The organism is Mangrovivirga cuniculi, assembly GCF_005166025.1.
Lineage (GTDB): Bacteria > Bacteroidota > Bacteroidia > Cytophagales > Cyclobacteriaceae > Mangrovivirga > Mangrovivirga cuniculi.
Window position 1 is genome coordinate 1,204,101 of the sequence record NZ_CP028923.1, and the last position, 20,166, is coordinate 1,224,266.

Here is a 20,166-nt window from a genome sequence, read left to right on the forward strand (position 1 = left end):
AAAAAAATATTAGCTATGACTTTAAGTAGAATGGAATGTGGAGGATAAAAAAAGCTCCGAAACCGGAGCTTTAATTTTTTTATAATCCTCTAAACATTCTTCCTGCCTGATCCCAGGGGATTCTGGAAAGGATAAGAATAAGAGCAATTAAGTTGTAAATTAACATAGCTTTGTATTTGCTCTTGTCTGTTGTACCTTTTTTAATCTTTATTCTTCCAATTTGAGCTACTACAACAGCAATAATCATAATTGAGATATGCTCAACAGCCCAATACCTCAAGGAGGCTTCTTTCATTACATTGGCTCCGGAGCTAAATGCATCCAGTCCGAGTGGGCTGTAAATAAAATAAAGAATCAGTCCAATAAGAAGCTGTAAGTGCATTGAGCCAATAAATGCAGCACTTAGACCATTTTGAGCCTTTCCAAATGGTTTGCCCGACATGCCTGTTAAACCCATAATAATTGTTACCAGGGCCAGGATCAATATAATCCATCTTAGCCAGCTATGAGTAAATAATAAAAATTCGTACATATTCTGTGTGTTTATTTTTCAAGGGTAAAAATATAATATAAACTATCGCGTACCAATTTGTAGATGATCTTTATATAAAACAACAGAATTTGATAATTTGAAATTTGCTAATATGACATAATGACTTGTTTATTATTTTTTTTACCATTAAAAAGCGTCATAATGACATGCTTTTTGAACGATTTTAGAGTTGGCACATTTTTGAATGATATGATTTTGAAATTGATTTTAAACATAAAATATTATAGATATGGCATTATTAACATATAAACCGAACGTAGAAAATTCACTGGATAGTGTTTTCAGAAAATTATTCGATGACCTTTCAGAGGGTGTGGTTGATTCAAAACCGAACTCATTTTCTCCGAGAACAGATATTTTCGAAACTGAAAAAGAATTTATAATGGAGCTTGCTGTTCCCGGAATGGAAAAGAAGGATTTCAAAATTGACCTGGATGATGATTTGCTTTTAATCTCAGGAGAGCGAAAAAGAGAAGAGAAAGAAGGAGTTAAATACTATAGAAATGAGCAGCTTTTTGGGGTTTTTGAGAAGTCATTTAAAGTGACGGAGTTGATAGACAAAGAAAATATTAAGGCATCCTATGAAGCGGGAATTTTAAGAATAGCACTTCCTAAAATCGAAAAGAAGGAAACCAAAAAAGTGATTGATATTAAATAAAGTTGATTGGTGAATGGTTTGAAGGGATGCGTCGTGTATCCCTTTTTTTTTGATTTTTTAAACTGCTGGGTTAAAGATTGTTAAAGGTAAACACTTTGCCAAATTAGTGCGTTAGATTAATATGTAAACTAAGAAATAGGCTATGAACAGATACAATTATTTTATTGGATTATTTGTTGCCGCATTTTTCGGAGGAATTGTGGCAATGGGAGGATTTTATTTTATAGGTGGTCAGGAGACGAAAGTAATTGAAGCCAGCCCTAACGAGACGGTCAGGTTTTCAAATTTTGTTCCTGACGAGGATTATATAGTTCCTGAAGGGTTAAATTTTATTCATGCTGCAGAAAAAACAACTCCTGCGGTAGTGCATATTAGGTCAAAGGTTATTCAACAACCTACGAGTGGAAGTTCGCAGAATCCTCTGTTTGATTTTTTTCAGCCAAGAGGAGGGCAACGCATGCCAATGGCTGCCTCCGGTTCAGGAGTAATCGTTTCTTCAGATGGCTATATAGTAACTAACAATCATGTTATTGATAATGCTGATGAAGTGAGTGTTACACTTTCTGACAACAGGCAGTATACTGCTGAGGTAATCGGCACAGACCCTAATACAGATTTGGCTCTTATAAAGATCGAATCAGAAACGAATTTACCATTTCTTAAACTCGCTGATTCCGATGATGTAAAAGTCGGTGAATGGGTTTTAGCAGTGGGTAATCCGTTTGAATTAAATAGTACGGTTACAGCAGGAATTGTGAGTGCTAAAGCGAGGAATATTAATATAATGAGAACTCGCTATGGAATTGAGACTTTTATTCAGACTGATGCAGCAGTAAATCCGGGTAACAGTGGTGGAGCTTTAGTGGATCTGAATGGAGACTTAATAGGAATCAATACTGCTATTGCATCTAATACAGGTAGCTATCAGGGGTATAGTTTTGCAGTGCCATCATCTCTTGTTAAAAAGGTTATGGAAGATTTAAGGGAGTATGGAGTGGTACAAAGACCTTTATTAGGTGTGGAGATCGTATCTAATAATGCTCAGATTGCTGAACAGGAAGATCTTGAGGTTGTAGATGGTGTTTATATTGCAAATGTATCAGCCGGAGGTGCTGCAGAAGAAGCAGGAATTAAGCCCGGTGATGTTGTGATAGAGATTGACGGTGAGAAGATCAATAATTCAGCTGAACTACAGGAAATGGTTGCACTTCACAGACCTGGCGATGTGATCGAAGTAAAAGTTAACCGTGATGGTAAAAATAAAAGTTTTGAAGCTAAGCTTAAAAACCAGAATATGGGTTATGAGGTTGTTGAGCTGGAAGAAAGGGGTGAAGCCGGAGGAGCTACAGTGGTCGTTCCATCTGCGGATGTAATGGAAAAACTGGGTATCGATAATGGGGTGATGTTGAAAGACATCTCCGGTACACGCTGGGAGCAATTAGGTATTGACGAAGGGTTTATTTTGACTAAAATCAATAATCGTCAAATCAGTAATCCTGATGAGCTGAGTCAGATACTCAGGCAGTCAGATGGTAAAAGAGTAAAAATAGAAGGAGTTTATCCTGACGGTCGTGAACTGGTTTACGGGTTCACATGGTAGTAATAATCGAATAAAAAATTGAGAGCGGTGAAATTAATTCACCGCTCTTTTTTTTACAATATGTTTCAGAGCAAAAGTTAATTATTATCTTTAAAGCCTCAATAATAAACACAACCAAAATTCGAAAGCAATGAGTATTAAAAAGTCATTTGGAATCGAGGAAGCCCTTAATTTATTTGGAATTAAAGATAAGAATCCAGGAACACTTGTCGGTGAAAAATCAATCACAGGCACAGGAGAATATATCGAAAGCTCATCCCCTGTTGACGGTGGATCTTTAGGTAGCGTTGATGTAACATCTAAAGAAGCTTATGATCAGGTCATCGAAGAAACATCTAAAGCATTTAAGGAATGGAGGATGATGCCAGCTCCAAAAAGAGGAGAGATCATCAGGCAGATCGGTGAGGCTTTAAGAGAGTATAAAGAACCTTTAGGAAAGCTTGTTTCTTATGAAATGGGTAAATCTCTGCAGGAAGGATATGGTGAAGTACAGGAAATGATCGATATCTGTGATTTTGCGGTAGGCTTAAGCCGTCAGCTTTATGGGTTAACCATGCATTCGGAAAGACCCGGGCACAGAATGTATGAGCAGTATCATCCGCTAGGAGTTGTAGGAATTATTTCAGCTTTTAATTTTCCTGTAGCGGTATGGAGCTGGAACTCGATGCTCGCATGGGTATGTGGAGACGTTTGTATCTGGAAACCTTCTGAAAAAACACCAATTACTGCATTAGCTTGCCAGAAGATTACCACAGAGGTATTGAAAAAGAATAATGTACCAACAGCCATCTCATGTGTCATCAATGGTGATTATAAAGTTGGAGAAATGATGACTTCAGACAAGCGTGTGCCATTGATATCAGCTACAGGAAGTATCCGAATGGGAAAAATCGTAGCTCAGGCAGTAGGGGCCAGATTAGGGAAAACCTTATTAGAGCTCGGTGGTAATAATGCTATAATAATTTCTAAGGACGCAGATCTTGATATAGCAATCAGAGGAGCATTATTTGGTGCTGTCGGAACTGCCGGTCAGAGATGTACAAGTACCCGACGCCTTATAATTCATGAAGATGTATATGATGAGGTTAAAGAAAGACTTGTAAATGCTTACGGAAAACTTAAGATCGGTAATCCACTTGATCAGTCAAACCAGGTAGGACCATTGATCGATACTCATGCGGTGGATCAGTACACAAAATCTATCGAAGCAGTAAAAGCTGAAGGTGGAACAACTGTAATTGATGGTGAAGTATTAAAAGGTGAAGAATACGAAACCGGTACTTATGTAAAGCCAGCAATTTTTGAGGTTGAAAATCATTTCGAAATCGTTCAGCATGAAACATTTGCTCCGATACTTTATATGATGAAATACAGTGATCTTGAAGATGCTATCGAGATGCAAAATGCAGTTCCTCAGGGGCTTTCTTCTGCTATTATGTCGACGAATATCAGGGAAACAGAGATGTTCCTTTCTCATGCGGGTTCTGATTGTGGTATTGCCAATGTTAACATCGGAACATCAGGTGCTGAGATTGGTGGTGCCTTTGGCGGTGAAAAAGAAACCGGTGGAGGACGTGAATCGGGTAGTGATGCCTGGAAGGTATACATGAGGAGACAAACGAATACCATTAATTACTCTACTCAGTTGCCATTGGCACAGGGGATCGAGTTTGATATCTAGGTATAGATCGTAAAAACATTTTGATACTAATAAGTCTCTACATATATTGTGTCACAATAAGACATATTTGAACATCATATTTTGAGGTTCACCTTAAATGTTTTATTTTGGTACCAATACAAATTATAACAGGATTTAAGATATATAATAGATGGCAGATAATAAATACTTTTCGGTAATGCTCATTGATGACAATGAGATAGACAATCTGATCAATCAGAAGATGATTGAAGCCGCAAATATTACTGAGCATATTTATGTGCACACTGGCGCTAAAAGTGCGATTGAATTTCTGAGAAATATTGAAAAACTCGGTGATAATATCGGAAAGGTTTTGCCGGAAGTGATATTCTTAGATATAGATATGCCTTTAATGGATGGCTTTCAGTTCCTTGATGAGTTTGAAAAGCTTTCTGAAGATACAAAAGGGCAGTGTAAGATTGTGATGTTGACATCTTCTATAAACCCTCAGGATGTAAACAAATCACAGAAGTACAGTTATGTGAAGAAGTACATTAATAAACCTCTTTCACAGGAAAATCTGGAAACCTTATCTATTTAGTACTGTTATTATTATTGAATATACTGTTTTAGCAAATAAAAAAAGCCGGGTTTGACCCGGCTTTTATATTTTTATACTTTCTAATTTTTACAAGTGAATTACCTCGTCATATGCTGCAGCTGCTGCTTCCATAACTGCTTCAGACATTGTAGGGTGAGGGTGAACTGTTTTGATCAATTCATGCCCCGTTGTTTCGAGCTTTCTTACAGCAACTATTTCAGCGATCATTTCAGTCACATTATTTCCGATCATGTGTCCGCCTAGTAATTCGCCATATTTAGCATCAAAAATTAGTTTAACAAATCCATCTGAAGCACCGGCGGCTTTTGCTTTTCCTGATGCAGAGAAAGGAAATTTACCAACTTTGATATCATAGCCTGCTTCTTTAGCCTGCTTTTCAGTATATCCTACTGATGCAACTTCCGGTGAGCAATAGGTACAACCCGGTACGTTCTTATAATCAAGAGGCTCAGGATTCTCTCCGGCGATCTTTTCGACGCAAATAATTCCTTCAGCAGAAGCAACGTGAGCCAGAGCCGGTCCGTGAACAATATCACCAATTGCATAATAACCAGGCATGTTAGTCTGGTAATACTTATCGACAACAATTTTTCCTTTATCAGTAGAGATGCCAACATCTTCAAGGCCAATTCCTTCTATGTTTGTAGCTACTCCAACCGCTGATAACACTACGTCTGCCTCTATCTGTTCTTCACCTTTTTTGGTTTTAACAGTTACTTTGCATTTTTTGCCTTTAGTATCAACCTTAGTTACTTCTGAGCTGGTCATGATCTTCATGCCTGCTTTTTTATAAGTTCTTTCCAGTTGCTTACTAACTTCTTCATCTTCTAATGGAACAATTCTGTCAAGGTATTCAACGACAGTTACTTCTGTGCCAATAGACTTGTAGAAATATGCAAACTCAACTCCGATAGCCCCTGAACCTACCACAACCATAGATTTAGGCTGCTTGTCAAGAGTCATAGCTTTTCTATATTCAATAACTTTTTTGCCGTCGATAGGAAGGTTAGGAAGCTCTCTGGCTCTTCCACCAGTAGCGATAATGATATGCTTAGCCTGGTATTTAGTAGCTTTTCCTTCTTCATCCGTTACTTCGACTACCTTGTTTGGTTGTACTTTACCAAAACCGTTTATTACGTCGATTTTATTCTTCTTAAATAAGAACTGGATACCTTTACTCATGCCGTCAGCAACACTTCGACTTCTTTTAACCATTCCGTCGAAATCAGGTTTAGCATCCTTTATCGTAATTCCATAGTCTTCAGCGTGGCTGATATATTCAAATACATTAGCACTTTTTAATAGTGCTTTGGTAGGAATACATCCCCAGTTTAGGCAAATTCCGCCTAGAGATTCCTTTTCTACAACTCCTACTTTCATACCAAGCTGACTGGCACGAATAGCAGCAACATAACCACCGGGACCTGATCCCACAACTATTAAATCATATTTTGCTGACATTATACTATATTTTTAATTTGGTGTGTTTGAATCATTTATGAATGTTGCAAATTTACGTTATTTGCTTAGATATGCAATGAATTAAGATGCTACAGAGCTATTTATCATCTGGCAGGCAGATTTAATTGATAAATATTCATAGATTTGCCTCACACAACCTTGTTAACTTATATTATCAGGCAATAACAGAATAGTCTGTGAGCTTTTCAAATTAAATATTTTATACGATGAAATTATTAGATGGCAAAGTAGCCTTGATAACTGGAGCTTCTAAAGGAATCGGAAGGGCAATTGCAACAGCTTATGCCGAAGCTGGTGCTGATATCGCCTTTACATATTTATCCAGTGTCGAAAAAGGCCAGGCTCTTGAAAAAGAATTAGAGGCGTTTGATATAAAAGCTAAAGGATTTAAATCTGATGCTTCTGATTTTTCTGCAGCTGAAAAACTGATCGCCGATGTGGTTTCAGAATTCGGACAGCTAGATATCCTTATCAATAATGCAGGCATTACCCGGGATAATCTTTTAATGAGGATGACCGAACAAATGTGGGATGATGTCATTAATGTCAATCTGAAGTCTTGCTTTAATACCGTTAAGGCAGCTACAAGGACATTTATGAAACAAAAAAGTGGATCAATCATTAATATGTCATCTGTAGTAGGTGTAAAAGGTAATGCCGGGCAATCAAATTATTCCGCTTCAAAAGCAGGAATTATTGGTTTTACAAAATCAGTTGCTTTAGAATTAGGATCAAGAAATATCAGGGCGAATGTTGTGGCTCCTGGTTTTATTGAAACTGAAATGACTGAGGTATTGGACGAAAAAACTGTTCAGGGCTGGAGAGATGCCATTCCATTAAAAAGAGGAGGAACTCCAACTGACGTAGCAAATTTATGTGTCTTCCTTGGGTCTGATATGTCTTCTTACATTACCGGTCAGGTAGTGCAGGTAGATGGTGGAATGTTAACCTGATGGGATTAATGAAATAAAAAATCAAGGGGGGTATTTTACCCCCTTTTTTTATGCTTCAGGAGTATTTATTTTGTAGATTTAGAAATTAACATCTCCATTGTATGATATCAGATATATCAACTCAATACAGTTTTTTATGGTTGTTGCCAATAGCAATCCTTGCTGCGGCTTTGGCTTATTTTTTATACTCCAAGAAAGCACCATGGGGAAAGAAGCTTAATGTTTTACTCAGTATTTTCAGAGCAGTACTGATCTTTATCCTGCTAGGACTTTTACTTGATCCGGTGATTAAGCAATTAATAAATGAAGATGAAATGCCATTGGTAATTATTGGAATAGATAATTCTCAAAGCATTGGTGAAAGCCTGGATTCTACAAATATTATTGACCTAAAAAATAAAATAGATGAGCTGAAAGACCATTATGAAGGAGAAGAGGTAGAGGTTATTATCACCGATATTACCGGAAATACTTATGAAAATACTCAAAACATAGAGTTGGGTCTCAACTATACAAATCTAAATCAATATTTTGACTTTATATTAAACAGGTACACCAATAGAAATTTATCTCATGTAATCATTGTTTCAGATGGTATAATTAACAGAGGAGTAGATATTCGCTACAGGAATTATCCATTTGAAGTTTCAGCGGTAGGTGTTGGTGATACAACCACATATAAAGACATTTCCATAACCGAAGTTTTAACAAATTCAATTGCATACCAGGGAAACAGGTTTCCTGTAAATATTAAGTTGCTCGCTGAAAAAGCTACTAATGAAACTATCAAAGTTCAATTATTAAAAGGAAATAAAACTGTTTCTGATACTACGTTAAAAATAAACTCGATCGTTCAGTCCTTTGATTTTACATTTTTACCCGAAGCCAAAACACAGGGATTGAATGAATATGAATTAGTTGTTTCCTCACTTGAGAATGAAAGAAACGTAATTAACAACAAGGAAAAAATATTTATAGAGGTACTGGAAGGTAAAAAACAGGTATTAATTTATGCCAATGCGCCACATCCTGATATTGGTGCAATTAGGTCTGCTATTGAGTCCAGAGATGGTTACAAAGTGAATTTGTTTATCAGGTCGATCAGTACGCGTGATACGATCATGTCTACCAGTCTTAAGCCTGATCTTGTCATTACTCATGGATTTCCTTCATCTGCAAGTGAAATGAGTATTTTTAGAAATCTGGAGCAAAAATTTGGTGCGCCTGTTTTCATAACCGGTATTGAAAGAAGGGAAATAGTATATGTTTCTAATATTTACAGGGGCCTGAATATCGATCAGATAGGATCTCAAATTGATTATGTGACTCCTGTACTAAATAATTCTTTTAATTTATTTTCCTTACCGGAGAGCACCCCCTCAGTATTATCTGAAGCTCCCCCGGTTCTTACTCCATTTGGTGAGTATTCTGTTACTAAAAGTGGGACTGTTATATTAGAACAACAAGTTAATGGAATTAATACTGGAAGGCCATTGTTGGTGTTAGATCAGGTAGAAGGAAAGAAAAAAGCACTATTATTCGGCACTAAATGGTGGGCTGTGAGATTGGTTGAACATAAAGAAACAGGGAGAAATGAAGTGTTCGATGAAATTATAAATCAAACGGTACGATGGTTAACAGCCGACTCTGATAAAAAGAAGTTTAAAGTTTATCCACAGGATAGAGAGATCCTTGAACAGGAAAGCCTGAATATGATGGCCGAATTTTATAATGATATATATGAACCTATTTATGGAAACCCTGTGGACTTGAGGATATTTTCCGGAGATTCACTGGTTCAGGAATATGAATTTAATAATAGTCGATCGCCCTATAAAATTTCAGGTTTGAATGCTGGGGTTTATCGTTACACTGCAAGGGCAGAGCTGGAAGGCGAGAAAGTGACAGACAAGGGACAGTTTGTTGTTAAACCATTTAGCCTTGAGAAAAATAACCTTAAAGCCAATTGGACGGATCTTAAATATTTTGCAAATAAGCAGTCAGGGGCTTTTTATTCTCTGGATCAGTTAGATGAAATTCATAATGATATTCCTATCGATAAAACAGTAAAGATTCATTCTAAAATTAATTACAGGTCATTGGTCGAATGGAGATGGTTATTGGCTATTCTTTTAGTTTGGGTATCTGTTGAATGGTTCTTAAGAAAATACTTCGGGGATATTAAAAAAAAGCCCGGTTTATAAGCCGGGCCATCTTGGTCAAATTTTATTCTTAATAATTACTCTTCGTCCTTTTTAGCAGATTTTTTAGATCTTTTCACCTTCAGTGTAAGATGATCTGCATCTTTCTTATGATCTGCAAGGATAACGTCACCCTCTGAGATATCCCTTTAAGGATCTCTTCTGCTACATTATCTTCCAGGTATCGCTGTATTGCTCGGTTGAGCGGTCTTGCTCCATATTGTGGGTCATACCCTTTTTCAGACAAGAAATCTTTGGCAGCGTCCGTAAGTTCGACATCATAGCCAAGATCCTTAATTCTGCTGAATAGTTTTTCAAGAGAAATGTCGATGATTTTATGGATATGTTCTCTTTCAAGAGAGTTAAACACAATCACATCATCAAGACGGTTAAGGAACTCAGGACTGAATGCTTTCTTGAGTGCACTTTGAATAGTGGACTTCATTATTTCATCCATGCTTTCCTGCTTTTTCTGGGTACTGAAACCTATACCGGCACCGAAGTCCTTAAGGTCTCTAACTCCAATATTAGAGGTCATGATAATGATAGTATTTCTGAAGTCAACTCTTCGGCCGAGTCCGTCTGTAAGAATCCCGTCGTCAAGGACCTGAAGCAGTAAGTTAAATACATCCGGATGAGCTTTTTCAATCTCATCAAGAAGTACAACGCTATACGGTTTGCGTCTTACCTTTTCAGTTAACTGACCACCTTCTTCATAACCGACATAACCCGGAGGCGCTCCGACAAGTCTGGAAACAGAGAATTTTTCCATGTATTCAGACATGTCAATTCTGATCAGACTATCCTTCTTGTCAAATAAATAAGAAGAAAGAACCTTAGCTAACTCAGTTTTACCTACACCAGTTGGTCCTAAGAATATGAACGAACCAATAGGTTTTTTGGGATCTTTCAATCCCACTCGGGTTCTCTGAATTGCTTTTGTCAACTTAGCGATAGCTTCATCCTGACCAATCACATTCTTCTGAAGCTCTTCTTTCATGCCAAGAAGCTTAACACTTTCAGTTTCTGCGATTCTTTTAGTAGGAATTCCCGTCATCATAGCGATCACGTCTGCAACAGCAGATTCATCGACGGTGTAACGCTTAGTTTTTGTTTCTTCTTCCCACTTCTTTTTCTCGAAGTCTAGTTGTTCAAGTAGTTTTTTCTCTTTATCTCTGAGTTGCGCAGCCTCTTCATATTTCTGGCTTTTAACAACTTTATTTTTTTCGTCTTTAATATCTTCTATGGCCTTTTCAAGGTTGAGAATCTCATCAGGAACATGAATGTTATTGATGTGAACCCTGGCTCCAGCCTCATCAAGGATATCTATTGCTTTATCAGGAAGATACCTGTCGCTGATATATCGGTCTGATAATTTTACACAGGCTTCAATAGCTTCAGGAGTATAATTTACATTATGGTGATTTTCATATTTATCCTTGATGTTATTGAGGATTTCCATCGTCTCCTCAGGAGATGTAGCATCAACCATAACGATTTGGAATCTTCTCGCTAAAGCACCATCCTTTTCGATGTATTGACGATACTCATCTAGAGTAGTCGCACCGATACATTGTATTTCTCCTCTGGCAAGAGCAGGTTTGAACATGTTCGAAGCATCAAGTGAACCTGAAGCTCCACCGGCTCCTACGATTGTATGAAGTTCGTCAATAAAAAGAATAACATCAGGAGATTTTTCAAGCTCGCTCATCACAGCTTTCATCCTTTCTTCAAACTGCCCACGGTACTTCGTTCCCGCTACCAGAGAAGCAAGGTCTAATGTGACGACACGCTTATTGAAAAGTACTCTCGATACTTTTTTCTGAACTATACGTAAAGCTAACCCTTCTGCTATTGCTGTTTTACCGACACCAGGTTCACCAATCAATACAGGGTTATTCTTTTTTCTTCTACTAAGTATCTGGGCTACCCGTTCGATTTCTTTTTCACGTCCTACGATCGGATCGAGCTTATCGTCATCAGCAAGCTTGGTAAGGTCTCTTCCGAAATTATCCAAAACAGGAGTCCTGGACTTTTCAGTTGACTTGGAAGAACCACTGCTTCCTGAAGATGAGCCACCTCCGAATATTCTTGATGTTTCCTCATCACCATCATCTGTATCTGATGATGCACTTGGATGATTCATCTGGTATTCCAGAAGATCTTTTACCACATCGTAGGTGACATCAAATTTTTCGAGTATCTGAGTAGCGATGTTATCTTCATCTCTCAGAATACTAAGTAATAAATGTTCAGTACCTATTAATTGACTTTTAAAGATTTTTGCTTCTAAATATGTGATCTTGAGAACCTTTTCAGATTGCCTGGTCAAAGGTATATTTGCCAGATTTTTAACGTTACTTCCTGCGGTAGATCTCGTATTTTGCTCTATGGTCTCTTTTAACTCTTCAATTGAAACGCCGAGCTTCTTAAGCAGGCTTATCGCCACACCTTCACCTTCACGAATCATGCCTAGCAGGAGGTGTTCTGTCCCAATATACTCATGCCCCAATCGCAACGCTTCTTCACGGCTCATGGAGATCACCTCTTTTACTCTATTTGAAAATTTTGCTTCCATTCTAATCCGGCTGATTTTTTATGAGAATTCAAGCGGTAAATCGCTTTAATCAATCTATTTAATTCTTTTGAATTATACTAATTAACGTAATAATTATTTGTATTGTTTTTATATCTCTTTTTATTCTTACTTAATGAAGTTTATTGCATTTGGTCCTTCACAGAAAATTAAGTCTAATACACTTAAATTACACTCAAATTTGTTGCCAAAACACTGAAAGTAAGGTTTAGGTTCAAATTTTAGCGAATCTTTTAACGATTTTTTAGGATGAATCGCAGATCTGAGGTCTTTATTATGATTTTTTGAATAAAATGAAGTCTCGTTGATTTGGACAGAAAGTCCGAGTAAGTTCCGACATGTTGTCAGAATTTCAAGGTTCAGATCCCATAAAAAATTATAATTCTTAAGAAAGAAAGGTTCGATATAGTCTATATAGTGATCGTAAAAAGGGCTTTTACCATAAGATGCCTGGATGCTTCTCAAATGAATAGATTGCCACCGTTGAGAGTTTTCTATTTTAATATCTTTGGTTTTTATTTTTTTCTGGGCTCCGATCACCGGAACTGTCAGCCGGACTATATTATTGGGCCCCAGGATATGGCATCTGTTTCTATATGTTTGTTTTTCGAAATACTCATGTTTTTCCAGGGATACTTCACTGTGGGAAGATATTGCATTCCACCAGGCGATTGAAGGGAAATACTGTGTGTCTATTACTGGTACTTCATTATTAATCATGTTGTAAAAATGCGCTAAAAAAATACAAAAAAAAATGGCTATTCATTTTTGAACAGCCATTACCAATCAACTAGCACTAATCAACTAGAACCTATAAACAACCACTATAAACCATGAAATCTTTATATCATTATAGCCAGGTTCTTTAATTCACCTGAAACTAATAATCCTTTTTCTTTAAACTGTCTGAGTTCATTTCAAATCTTAGCTTACCACCAACATTTGTGAAGTTGATCTCAGAACCTTTTTTTGCGAAGCCACTTTTTTCTGTTACGATCAGGGTAGGAGAATTTCCCACGGACTGCTTGACTTGCTGTATATTATCTACCTTATCAGTGACAAAAAGTATATTACACTGTTTGGCTTGAGCCAGGCTTGTCACCTTAATAATTTTAAATCCAGGTCTTGTTTTTGCCATGTTTACCAGGGCATTATATATCGGGCCATCACCATATACTCCATATGTAAATGATCCATTATTTCCAGGCCACTGGATATATCTGGAAAACTGATATAAAAATGCAGTTTTAATTTTTTCGTTTTGCGCGACACTATCAAAATTCAGTGTTAATGCTAAAAACCCTATCGCAAATAATTTAAAAATCTTCATGTATCAGCTATGTTTTTATAGTGCAAATCTGCTGAGTATGAATTGAATAAAAAAGTTGGTCGTGCGGTGGGGTGTGTAATTTGATGTGTGAAAAGAAACCTTTTATGATTCTTTATTGACTGAAAATATGAAATAATATTTTGTATCACACTTAATTATCACTGCTTTTATTAGTGAAAATTCTGTTATTTGTCATTTAAAACGATTGCACGATCTGCTATTTCTTCTGTAGCCTGTGATACGGGTGAAATTATGTTACAGGTAAGGTTTTTTCAGACTTCGAAATATATCAAATTAGCAAATCTTCAGTTTTTCCTAATCCTTCTCGTAAAAGTACAGCTTGGTCGTCTGAACAGTCGATTACAGTCGAAGCAATGTTACCACCATATCCGCCATCAATAACAATGTCTACAAGGTTTTTGAATTTTTCATAAATCAAAGATGGATCTGTGCTGTATTCTATGATTTCGTCCTCATCTTTAATTGAAGTGGTAATGATGGGGTTGCCTAATTCGTTTACTATCTCTCTCGGAATATTATTATCCGGAACACGAATACCAACTGTTTTCTTTTTGACGTTTAGAATTTTCGGCACCTTACTGGATGCATTTAGTATAAATGTATAAGGACCGGGTAATGCCCTTTTCATTAGTTTAAAGGTGCTGTTGTCTATGTTTTTGGCATATTCACTTATGTGCGAAAGATCATAACAGATAAAAGAAAGATTTAGTTTTTTAGTCGATATTTGCTTGATACGACAAACTTTTTCAATAGCTCTGCTATTTGTTAAGTCACAACCCAGGCCATACACAGTGTCGGTAGGATATATTACCAGTCCACCTTCTGCCAGCACCTGTGCTACCTCCTTAATTTTTTTAGGATTGGGGTTGTCCGGGTGTATTTGAATGAATTTAGCTTCCATTTATTAAGGAGTTTGACCTGTGAATAAAAATGTAAAAAGAAAAATACTAATTTTGCACTAATATGAAAATACGTAAAAGATTAATTTTTGCTTTAGTAGCGGGAACAGTGATTCTTTCAACTTTTTCACTGTACACATATCAAATGCTATATACACCAAATGTTTTGGTCGAACGAGATGCTAAAATAGTGTATGTTAATGATAGTACCGATTTCACTACTTTTCTGAAAAAACTTTTTAATGATAAGGTGGTTGAAGATCCGGCTACATTTGGTTTTGTAGCCAAAGCCATACTTGATTATGATGAAAACATGAAACCCGGCAGATATTTGCTTACGCCGGATATGACTAACCTGGAAGCGATCAGGCTCTTGAGAAGCGGTGCCCAGGAACCTGTGATGATTACTTTTAATAACGTGAGGTTTAAAGAGGATCTGGCAGGGAAGATCACCAATAATATAAAATTAGATTCTGCCACTTTTCTTCAGGCATTGAATAATGATGAATTACTTGGCAAGTATGGCTTTAATGATACCACTGTTTTGGCTATGTTTATTCCAAATACATACGAAGTTTACTGGACTGTTACTTCTGAAGAGTTAATGGAAAGGATGAAAACGGAGTATGATCGATTCTGGACGGAAGAAAAATTGGCTAAAGCTGAAAAAGCCGGGCTTACACCGATTGAAGTTGCAACTCTTGCGGGGATAATACAGGAAGAGAGTAATAAGCCGGAAGAGTATTCTAAGATCGCTGGTGTTTACATAAATAGATTGAAAAGGGGGATGTTGTTACAGGCTGATCCGACACTGAAGTTTGCTGCCGGTGACTTTTCAATAAAAAGGGTGTTAAATAAACATAAAGAAATAGACTCTCCGTACAACACTTATATGTATGCGGGATTGCCCCCAGGCCCAATTAATTGTCCGGAAATTGCTTCCTTAAATGGAGTGCTAAATTATCAGGATCATAATTACTATTACTTTGTTGCCCGACCTGATTTTTCAGGGTATCACGATTTTTCAAAAACATTATCTCAGCACCTGGTAAAAGCACGCCGATATCAAAATGCTTTAAACAAAGCTAAAATTTACGAGTAATATGTACGTACATGAAACGCAGATAAGAGTAAGGTATGCCGAAACCGACCAAATGGGATATGTGTATTATGGTAATTATGCCATGTATTTTGAAGTGGGTCGGGTTGAGGCATTAAGAGCTCTGGGCTTTAGTTACAAGCAGCTGGAAGAAGAAGGGTACATGCTCCCGGTATTGGATAGCAGGTTTAAATATCTTGCTCCTGGAAAATATGATGACCATCTGAAGGTAATTGTAAAAATACCTTTGAAACCCAGTTTAAAGTTTTATTTTGAGTACGAAATTTTAAATGAACAAGATGAACTTTTAACAGAGGGAAGTACGACACTAGTATGTGTTAATAAAGAAACTGGTAAGCCATGCAGGCCACCTGCAAAGCTTATTGATCTTTTTGATGAATTCTATTAATGAGGAAAAGAGTTGAACGACGTATATTACAATCTGAAGCTTACAGGAAAACTGTAAGAAGACTTAAAGAAAGGCGTCTGAAGAAGCACGACATTTCTTTTTACTCAGTCGTGATCATATTGTTACGAAAGCTTCAGACTGATAGAATATCAGAAAAGGCGAGTAGCGTTGCTTTTAGTTTTACCCTGGCCATATTTCCTGCTATAATAGTTCTTTTCACCCTGATACCTTATATCAACACAGGTGATATTGATTTCACTCAAAATGTAATGGATTTTCTGGCTGAGAATATGCCTGAAAGTGTCTATCAATTTACAAGTACGACTATCGAAGATATTATTAGTAAGCAACGTGGAGGACTACTTAGTATTGGTTTGATAAGTTCACTCTTTTTGTCTTCTAATGGAATGATGTCGTTGATGTCTGCATTTAACAGTATCCATAGAACTATCGAAAAAAGGGGCTTTTTAAAAGCCAGGCTTATAGGTCTGGGATTAACTTTTGTCCTTGCTTTAGGGTTAATTGTTGCTACTGCACTCCTTATTGTGGCTCAATATGCGATAGAGATATTAGATCAAATGGATATTATCTTTATTTCAGATAAAACCTTTCTTCTATTTGTCGTACTAAGATATGTTATTCTGTTTGTGGTATTCTTGTTGACAATTGCTTCGATATATCATTTTGCCCCAAGCTTACACAGTCGACTAAAATTCTTTAGTCCGGGAGCGATTTTCGCTTCTATATCTCTTATGTTAGCCTCGATAGGGTTTTCATTTTATATAAATAACTTTGGAACATACAATAAATTCTATGGTTCCATTGGTGCCTTGATCGCGATCATGGTTTATTTGTATATTTTATCTATCATCTTTCTCCTTGGTTTTGAGCTAAATGCGAGTATTGACAAAGCAAAGCATGAAGATTATGGATAAAATTTTTCTTAAAATATTGGCGTAGTTTAAAACAGTATTTATATTTGCACTCCCGTTAGCAAAGAGACGGGGAAAGATCACGAAGAGGAGTGGCAGAGTGGTCGAATGCACCGGTCTTGAAAACCGGCGTGCCGCAAGGTACCGGGGGTTCGAATCCCTCCTCCTCTGCAACCAAAAGCCGAACACGAAAGTGTCCGGCTTTTTTTATTTTATATTTCCTGTGCTTGCACAAAGGGAATAAAAATGAAAAAAGTCGACTATGCGATAGCGAAGGTGGGGCTATTGATTGCTTCCCCCCGTCAGGCCCAGGAATATCAGTGTGTAAACACCCAGTAGGTCGAGCACTGGTTCAAGATTTTTCTTGGACCGATTGCTAGTTAAATTTATGATTGACAATTATTTGTATGTATTTTTCAGCAAAACTCGTTCGGCTAATCTGTCTGAACTAATATTAAACAATTAAAGGATATAATGAATACAATCCTGTGGTAATCTCAAATCAAAGACCTCAAGTTTACTTAATGAAGATGGTACAAGAAAAATCTTGCACCTTGTAGTGAATCTAACTGAATAAAAAAGGAAAGAAAAACTAGTGCCAGAATTGGTTATGGACTCCCAATGTTTTTTTATTTTTGATTTTTATTGATATATAGGAACATCAACAACTTGTACATATGGAACACTTGGTTGTGTTACAATATCAACATATAAATGTGATGACGGAGAAAGCTGTTAAATTGTAAGTTTTATGATTATTAAATTAAGAGAATTATGTTTTTAACTGAATTTCAAGTTCGAAATATTTTTATCGGTTACGTAATATTATTTGTAATTTCAGCAGCATTAATTTTATATAACAAGAATTGGACATTTAAATCTAAGCTTTTACGTCTGATAATATTATTTTTCTTACCTGTCATTGGATTTATAATAATAGCTACGGAGTTTTTAATTGATAAAATATCCTATCATTTATTAAAAATGAAAGGAATACATAGATAGTTGAACTAAATATGGAGTAAAGTGCATTAGGCTTTTTAATGATTTTAGCCATTGTACCGACATTAATCTGAAAAGCCTTGTGTTGGTATAGTAGAAGCAGCGATCCGTGCTCTTTATTCCCCGGCAACTGGTTTAGTTTGTGCTGGGGTTGCTGTTTGTAAAATCATGAAAGAATCAAATAATTGAATATTATGAAAAATCTATTGAATTATTATTTAGTCACTATTGTCCCCTTGATGGCTATTTTGGCATTATATTATTTTACTAATATCCATTTAGGGTTGTATTTGGGTGTTTTTTTTGCTTTTTCTTTTATATACTGGCCTATTATAGATAAAAAAAGGTTAAAGGCTTTAGGGATATACAAAGGAGAAGGGTATCTAAAATTCACTTTTATTACCCGATTCAAACATTATTCTAAAATCATGTTTGGAGTATAATAATATTCTAAGTGCTAGAAAGCTTTTAGCCTGCTAGTAGTTCTAGTAGGCTTTTTTTTATAGTTTCTGCTTGGCTGCCTAACTCCACTCTGTCAGGTCCAGGAATACCAGTGTTTAAACCTAGTAGGTCAAGCGCTATCTTGGACTGATAAATGCTATTCTATTTATCATCAGCAAGTTGCATTATTGTTTTAGAATAATGCTTTCGAGCAGTATAGTATATTGATATTAAATTATAAGCTTTTAGATTATTTATGTAGGTTTTTTTGATTTTACTCTCCTCAGGCGTGTTGTTTCTCCAACACAACTAATTCACCTAATCTGTCTGAACTAAGATTTACAGGATTGAAGGACTGCATTTTATTACCATCTTTGAAATACCTGGTTTTGTGGGGTGTGAAAAAGTAATTTCTATTCTATATATAAAATCTAAGCCTCCGGCCAGTGAGGAATAAGTTAGCTTAACGACAACGGCAGAAGAAAGTACCTTGAGCAAGAAAGGGCGATCCTGATTCAGGACTAGAAAGAAAATACATGTCATAAAATCTACCCGGTATGTAAAGGGGTCGGTTGGTAACCGTGGCTGTATTTGATGGCCTGGGGTCACGGCTACACTTTAAAAAAATGCTGCTAAACAATAAAATAATGCAATACCATTGGGCGTAAGGGATTACTATGGCCAATAGCCACTAAAAATGAATGAAAACACCGTTGAATTACCTTTTGGAAGCAAATTTGAAAACTTTAATGAACAATAATTAAAAAGAAGCGTAAAGCAAACAACAAGCAAACGCATACTAAAAATATCGATTTAGTCATAGTACTATTTTCAGCAACGGATTTGTCAATACTGCATTCAATTTATGACCTATCGGCCACTCGAATGCTTAGTTAATGTGAGGCGTACTTTTTTTAAGTTAAATATCTTTTTTAAACCATACATTTCGAGTACGACCATTTGACATTCTTAAGCCCGTAATATTTCCGTTTTCATTTCTTTTTTTAACAGTTCCTACAGGCCAATGACCGGAAAAAATATTATCATATAACTGTTCTAGTTTTATTAATCCATGTCTAGAATGCTCGAGGTAAATATTAGATTTGTTATCAATGGAAATTGAATACATAGTTTTTAATTCCGGACTGTAATAATTTCCAACATGCGTATTGAACTCATTTGTTTTTATCTCTAGATTCTTTTGAAGAAAGATGAAGATTCCAGGTAAATTATTATCGGTTTTAATAATTATTTGATGTGTACTATTATCAAATTTTACGATTGATTTTATAGATGGATGATTCATTATAAACGTTTGTTTGCCTATTGGTAACAAGGGCCATTCGTTTTCCGCTGAACTTGAGTATTGTAAAGTGTCATTTTTTAAATAAATCTTGCGTCCGGATTTCTCAGAATCACTCCAGTAAATACCTTCAAACTCCTGAAGTTTTTTCTTTGACAACTTGATAAATTTAGCCGGTAATTTCGCAGATGTTGTTGCGGGTTTTGTTATTGAATTATTCTTTTTAACTAATAATATATCAGAAATCTCGTTTGCTTTAGATCCAATATTACTCCTTGAATAATTAGTTAGAATTACAATATTGAGTTGTTCTTCAGGAAAGGTTCTTGCTAACGCCCTAAAACCACCAAAAGTCATATTATGCCAAATGGTATAATTCGGATAATGTTTCTTTTAAACTTTAGGGTGATCATAAAATTTGTT

Annotated in this window: 15 protein-coding genes, 1 tRNA gene and 1 pseudogene; 10 read left to right on the forward strand and 7 right to left on the reverse strand. The window is 36.2% G+C overall.

All coding sequences use genetic code 11. The features are described from left to right. Nucleotides 1-79: 79 nt before the first annotated feature. On the reverse strand, nucleotides 80-532 hold the full coding sequence (locus DCC35_RS05540) for a hypothetical protein (RefSeq protein ID WP_137089846.1): 453 nt from the start codon (nucleotides 530-532) through the stop codon (nucleotides 80-82). A 250-nt stretch (nucleotides 533-782) separates the two neighbouring features. Here DCC35_RS05540 and DCC35_RS05545 point away from each other — a divergent pair, with 250 nt between their 5' ends. The 4 genes from DCC35_RS05545 to DCC35_RS05560 all read left to right on the forward strand — a co-directional run bounded on the left by DCC35_RS05545 (nucleotide 783) and on the right by DCC35_RS05560 (nucleotide 5,054). Continuing rightward, nucleotides 783-1,211, forward strand: coding sequence for an Hsp20/alpha crystallin family protein (locus tag DCC35_RS05545; RefSeq protein ID WP_137089847.1), 429 nt, complete (start codon nucleotides 783-785; stop codon nucleotides 1,209-1,211). Nucleotides 1,212-1,353: 142 nt separating this feature from the next. Next, nucleotides 1,354-2,811 (forward strand): Do family serine endopeptidase, encoded by a 1,458-nt coding sequence (locus DCC35_RS05550; RefSeq protein WP_137089848.1) that lies wholly within the window; start codon nucleotides 1,354-1,356, stop codon nucleotides 2,809-2,811. Nucleotides 2,812-2,941: 130 nt separating this feature from the next. Further along, on the forward strand, nucleotides 2,942-4,492 hold the full coding sequence (amaB, locus tag DCC35_RS05555; protein ID WP_137089849.1) for an L-piperidine-6-carboxylate dehydrogenase: 1,551 nt from the start codon (nucleotides 2,942-2,944) through the stop codon (nucleotides 4,490-4,492). A gap of 151 nt (nucleotides 4,493-4,643) precedes the next feature. Continuing rightward, a complete protein-coding gene (locus tag DCC35_RS05560) occupies nucleotides 4,644-5,054 on the forward strand; it encodes a response regulator (RefSeq protein ID WP_137089850.1) in 411 nt (136 codons plus the stop codon). 87 nt (nucleotides 5,055-5,141) lie between these two features. Here the strand turns inward: DCC35_RS05560 and lpdA are convergent, their stop codons facing one another. Beyond that, nucleotides 5,142-6,539, reverse strand: a complete 1,398-nt coding sequence (gene lpdA, locus DCC35_RS05565; RefSeq protein WP_175402896.1) for a dihydrolipoyl dehydrogenase — start codon at nucleotides 6,537-6,539, stop codon at nucleotides 5,142-5,144. 224 nt (nucleotides 6,540-6,763) lie between these two features. On the opposite strand from lpdA, the gene fabG reads away from it, so the two are divergent. Together fabG and DCC35_RS05575 are read left to right on the forward strand one after the other, a co-directional pair. Further along, nucleotides 6,764-7,510, forward strand: a complete 747-nt coding sequence (gene fabG / locus DCC35_RS05570; protein WP_137089852.1) for a 3-oxoacyl-[acyl-carrier-protein] reductase — start codon at nucleotides 6,764-6,766, stop codon at nucleotides 7,508-7,510. Nucleotides 7,511-7,611: 101 nt separating this feature from the next. Next, nucleotides 7,612-9,714: a hypothetical protein gene (locus tag DCC35_RS05575; RefSeq protein WP_137089853.1), complete on the forward strand. Its 2,103-nt coding sequence runs from the start codon at nucleotides 7,612-7,614 to the stop codon at nucleotides 9,712-9,714. 35 nt (nucleotides 9,715-9,749) lie between these two features. Here the strand turns inward: DCC35_RS05575 and DCC35_RS05580 are convergent. From DCC35_RS05580 to DCC35_RS05595, 4 genes and pseudogenes are all read right to left on the reverse strand, one after another. Continuing rightward, nucleotides 9,750-12,289: pseudogene (locus DCC35_RS05580) on the reverse strand (ATP-dependent Clp protease ATP-binding subunit). 126 nt (nucleotides 12,290-12,415) lie between these two features. Next, on the reverse strand, nucleotides 12,416-13,027 hold the full coding sequence (locus tag DCC35_RS05585) for a WbqC family protein (protein WP_137089854.1): 612 nt from the start codon (nucleotides 13,025-13,027) through the stop codon (nucleotides 12,416-12,418). Between the two features lie 160 nt (nucleotides 13,028-13,187). After that, on the reverse strand, nucleotides 13,188-13,637 hold the full coding sequence (locus DCC35_RS05590) for a YfiR family protein (protein ID WP_137089855.1): 450 nt from the start codon (nucleotides 13,635-13,637) through the stop codon (nucleotides 13,188-13,190). A gap of 289 nt (nucleotides 13,638-13,926) precedes the next feature. Then, nucleotides 13,927-14,559, reverse strand: a complete 633-nt coding sequence (locus DCC35_RS05595) for an L-threonylcarbamoyladenylate synthase (protein ID WP_137089856.1) — start codon at nucleotides 14,557-14,559, stop codon at nucleotides 13,927-13,929. 62 nt (nucleotides 14,560-14,621) lie between these two features. Between DCC35_RS05595 and mltG the strand changes: the two genes are divergently transcribed. The 4 genes from mltG to DCC35_RS05615 all read left to right on the forward strand — a co-directional run bounded on the left by mltG (nucleotide 14,622) and on the right by DCC35_RS05615 (nucleotide 17,168). Further along, nucleotides 14,622-15,659, forward strand: coding sequence for an endolytic transglycosylase MltG (gene mltG, locus DCC35_RS05600; protein ID WP_137089857.1), 1,038 nt, complete (start codon nucleotides 14,622-14,624; stop codon nucleotides 15,657-15,659). A gap of 1 nt (nucleotide 15,660) precedes the next feature. Beyond that, nucleotides 15,661-16,065 carry an acyl-CoA thioesterase gene (locus DCC35_RS05605; protein WP_137089858.1) on the forward strand — a complete coding sequence of 135 codons (405 nt, stop codon included), beginning with the start codon at nucleotides 15,661-15,663 and terminating at the stop codon, nucleotides 16,063-16,065. After that, a complete protein-coding gene (locus tag DCC35_RS05610; RefSeq protein ID WP_137089859.1) occupies nucleotides 16,065-17,000 on the forward strand; it encodes a YihY/virulence factor BrkB family protein in 936 nt (311 codons plus the stop codon). The genes DCC35_RS05605 and DCC35_RS05610 overlap by 1 nt, the downstream gene beginning before the upstream one ends. Before the next feature lie 83 nt (nucleotides 17,001-17,083). Then, nucleotides 17,084-17,168: transfer RNA gene (locus tag DCC35_RS05615), tRNA-Ser, on the forward strand. Nucleotides 17,169-19,359: 2,191 nt separating this feature from the next. Here the strand turns inward: DCC35_RS05615 and DCC35_RS05620 are convergent. Then, nucleotides 19,360-20,100, reverse strand: a complete 741-nt coding sequence (locus DCC35_RS05620; RefSeq protein ID WP_137089860.1) for a hypothetical protein — start codon at nucleotides 20,098-20,100, stop codon at nucleotides 19,360-19,362. Nucleotides 20,101-20,166 lie beyond the last annotated feature (66 nt).

Bases quoted from the DNA above. Each gene is read 5' to 3' on its own strand.
- DCC35_RS05540 (WP_137089846.1), bottom strand. From the start codon at position 532: ATGTACGAATTTTTATTATTTACTCATAGCTGGCTAAGATGGATTATA.
- DCC35_RS05545 (WP_137089847.1), top strand. From the start codon at position 783: ATGGCATTATTAACATATAAACCGAACGTAGAAAATTCACTGGATAGT.
- DCC35_RS05550 (WP_137089848.1), top strand. From the start codon at position 1,354: ATGAACAGATACAATTATTTTATTGGATTATTTGTTGCCGCATTTTTC.
- amaB (WP_137089849.1), top strand. From the start codon at position 2,942: ATGAGTATTAAAAAGTCATTTGGAATCGAGGAAGCCCTTAATTTATTT.
- DCC35_RS05560 (WP_137089850.1), top strand. From the start codon at position 4,644: ATGGCAGATAATAAATACTTTTCGGTAATGCTCATTGATGACAATGAG.
- fabG (WP_137089852.1), top strand. From the start codon at position 6,764: ATGAAATTATTAGATGGCAAAGTAGCCTTGATAACTGGAGCTTCTAAA.
- DCC35_RS05575 (WP_137089853.1), top strand. From the start codon at position 7,612: ATGATATCAGATATATCAACTCAATACAGTTTTTTATGGTTGTTGCCA.
- DCC35_RS05585 (WP_137089854.1), bottom strand. From the start codon at position 13,027: ATGATTAATAATGAAGTACCAGTAATAGACACACAGTATTTCCCTTCA.
- DCC35_RS05590 (WP_137089855.1), bottom strand. From the start codon at position 13,637: ATGAAGATTTTTAAATTATTTGCGATAGGGTTTTTAGCATTAACACTG.
- DCC35_RS05595 (WP_137089856.1), bottom strand. From the start codon at position 14,559: ATGGAAGCTAAATTCATTCAAATACACCCGGACAACCCCAATCCTAAA.
- mltG (WP_137089857.1), top strand. From the start codon at position 14,622: ATGAAAATACGTAAAAGATTAATTTTTGCTTTAGTAGCGGGAACAGTG.
- DCC35_RS05605 (WP_137089858.1), top strand. From the start codon at position 15,661: ATGTACGTACATGAAACGCAGATAAGAGTAAGGTATGCCGAAACCGAC.
- DCC35_RS05610 (WP_137089859.1), top strand. From the start codon at position 16,065: ATGAGGAAAAGAGTTGAACGACGTATATTACAATCTGAAGCTTACAGG.
- DCC35_RS05620 (WP_137089860.1), bottom strand. From the start codon at position 20,100: ATGACTTTTGGTGGTTTTAGGGCGTTAGCAAGAACCTTTCCTGAAGAA.